General features: G+C 56.7%; 3 protein-coding genes. 2 read left to right on the plus strand and 1 reads right to left on the minus strand.

The window, feature by feature from the left end; all coding sequences use genetic code 11:
• Positions 1 to 1363: conjugal transfer protein TraG N-terminal domain-containing protein (locus E4P00_RS21255; RefSeq protein WP_248132969.1), on the plus strand; the 1363-nt coding region annotated here is incomplete at its 5' end.
• On the opposite strand, the gene E4P00_RS21260 is transcribed toward E4P00_RS21255, so the two are convergent.
• Positions 1356 to 1766: a DUF3742 family protein gene (locus tag E4P00_RS21260; RefSeq protein WP_248132972.1), complete on the minus strand. Its 411-nt coding sequence runs from the start codon at positions 1764 to 1766 to the stop codon at positions 1356 to 1358. The genes E4P00_RS21255 and E4P00_RS21260 overlap by 8 nt on opposite strands.
• 452 nt (positions 1767 to 2218) lie before the next feature.
• On the opposite strand from E4P00_RS21260, the gene E4P00_RS21265 reads away from it, so the two are divergent.
• On the plus strand, positions 2219 to 2548 hold the full coding sequence (locus E4P00_RS21265) for a hypothetical protein (protein ID WP_248132974.1): 330 nt from the start codon (positions 2219 to 2221) through the stop codon (positions 2546 to 2548).
• Positions 2549 to 2656: the final 108 nt, after the last annotated feature.

The raw sequence follows: 2656 nt of genomic DNA on the forward strand, positions 1-2656 counted from the left end.
GGGATTGCTCTCGGTGCCTCGAATCGAGAACCGGCTGTGGCTGGCCTACATCGTCGTCTTGTTCGGCTGCGCGCCGGTCTTTCCATTGAGCCTCACGTCAATGGCGTTCGATGATGCAGCGAGCCAGCGCTGCGGTATCAGTGTGGCTAAGCCAGCAGAAACCGCCTGGGGGATGACCTTCAATACCATCGGCGAACGCTCTGCCAACGTACCAATCTGGTGGTTTCTGGTACACGCCGTGAGCAAAGGGGTGACCGCGGCAGCCACGGCCTCCATCCCCTGTGCACCGGATATCCGACAGATGCGCATGGAGATCGACAGTTCGCGCATCGATAACCAGGTTTTGCTACAGGAAGTCGCCGACTTCACTCGCGACTGTTACGGCTATTCCCGCTCTCGGCTATTCACCAATCGTCCACAGCTGGACAAGGCGCAAAGTCATGATGCGTCCTGGATCGGCTCAAGCTATTTTCTCGACACGCCGGGCTACTACGACACCGATCGCTCACGTACACCGCGAGTCAGTTGGCCCTACGATGAAACCCGCGATGCTTCCTTGCCACGGCTGGAGAATGGCGCGGGCTATCCCACCTGCAAGCAGTGGTGGAGCGACAGCGGTGTCGGGTTGCGCGAGCGCTTGATTGAGCAAGTCGATCCTTCGCTGTTGACCCAGCTGAAAGGCTGGTTGACTGTCCGTTCAAGCAACGAGATCGAGGATGCCACACTGCGCGAACTGGTCAGCCCGCGCCAGCAATCGATGTCCATGTCGCCAGGACAGGTGTACCAGGACTATGGCTCCAGTGCTCGCGGCGGGTCGATCAATCAGGGGCTTAATAACCTGGCCACCAACACGGGGCTGGCCCTCGGCTCCTTCAGCAACTTCCCGGCGATGAACGCGCTACGCGCCGCTCTGCCGATGGTGCAGGCTTTCCTGATCATGGGCGTCATCATCAGCCTGCCACTGATCATGCTGGTCAGCACCTACCAGCTAAAGACCGTCATGACGGTGACGTTCGCGCTGTTCACGCTGCACATGCTGACCTTCTGGTGGGAGCTGGCCCGTTGGGTCGACTCCAGCATGCTCGATACCTTGTACAACCAAGTGTCGGCGTCTAATCAGGTGCTGCTGTCGCTGCCCACATCCGGTTTTATGGACGGGACCGTCACGGCACAGGTGATTGAGTATGTGATGGGGGCGATGTTCTTGGTTCTGCCAGGACTATTTCTAGTTGCCATGAGCTGGGCAGGCTACTCAATTGGCAGCAGCCTTGAAGGGATGCTAGGAAGTGCGAGCAAAGCAGCGCATGGCGCGGCAAGCGAAGGCACAGATCAGTTGATGGGAGCTACGAAAAGGATCATCTGACGTCACTACTCGATGATTTGGAGTGCCCGATGTAATGGCCGTTGTCGTCGTAATTGCCTAGATAGGTGTTGGCCCCTAAAAAGTCTGGGCCTGGCTCATTGCCTTCGAGATCCGCGTCAATGGCAGCCTTGGACAACAGGAGACCAATCACAGCGACCATCGTTACGACAGAAGCGACCAACCAGAAACCGATAAAGAGCAACCCAAGAATGAGTGCCAGCTTCGTAACCAGAAAGCTCCCACGAACCAATAGCCCACCCGCAGGCATACCTGTCGCCACCGCACGTTTAGCCACACGAGATTCAAATCCTTTCAACCTGCGATAAACACGTTTTACCGACATACCGCATGCATATGCCCAGCGGTGTGTGCGGGAGATTTGAAGTGGCTGCTGAGCCGACATGATTGCGCCCTCTTCTGAGCGTATTCCTGTGGAAATCGAGATTACAGACTACTACTGAAAACCGCCCATGCTTAACCGTTTATCAGCTTGCTCGGTCGAAAAACTCTTCACTGGAAGACAGAAGACGCAGCTCGTGCACCTACGCCTCTATGGCCGTTGACCCATCCATATCTTCCAGCTACATAGAGGGTACGGATCGCTGTTATCGACAGCACCTTCCCAGGTAGCCTGAGCCTTCAAAGCTACGTCACTCCGGTGATGGCTCCCCCCAAGTGCGATTAGCGTTCGGTGGCTCGCACGGTCACGTTTCACGGGTGATGAGCGCCTACTGCTGTCCCAAGCGTCTTTCGAGCTTGGCGCGTCCCAAACCCTCTTGCTTTTCTTCAACCCACCGTGGGGAAATTCTTTCCCCTATGGGACAGGTTTCTTCGCGCCATCAACGGAGGCACCCCATGTCCGACTCATTCACAAGCGATGCACCGAACACTCTGCACTTGCCCGTTGTGTTCACTCCAGACGCGTGGCAACACGCAGTATTGCTCGATGGTTCAAGTCATCCTGAAAAGCTGCAGCTCGACAGGCTGAGCAACGTGGTACGCGCAGCCTTCAAAGCTCACCTGGCCGATCCAAACGCACCCTACATGGTGTTCGAGGTTGCCAAGTTCGGCTCAGTGAGTGATGCAGAACATGAACCACTGCTGCGACTGAGCCTCAGCCTGCTTCTGGCATCAGACCAGCCTAACGCCTTATTGATAGCGCTTGCGGAAGAGCAGCAACGCTGAACGCAAATGGCCATACCCGGCCACTGATCCAACTCAGGCTATACGCAGTCCTGCATCAATCCAATCAACACCCACCGGGGAACCCTCCCCGACGGGCAAGGCGTTCCT

The organism is Pseudomonas sp. B329 (assembly GCF_023127835.1).
Lineage (GTDB): Bacteria > Pseudomonadota > Gammaproteobacteria > Pseudomonadales > Pseudomonadaceae > Aquipseudomonas > Aquipseudomonas synxantha_A.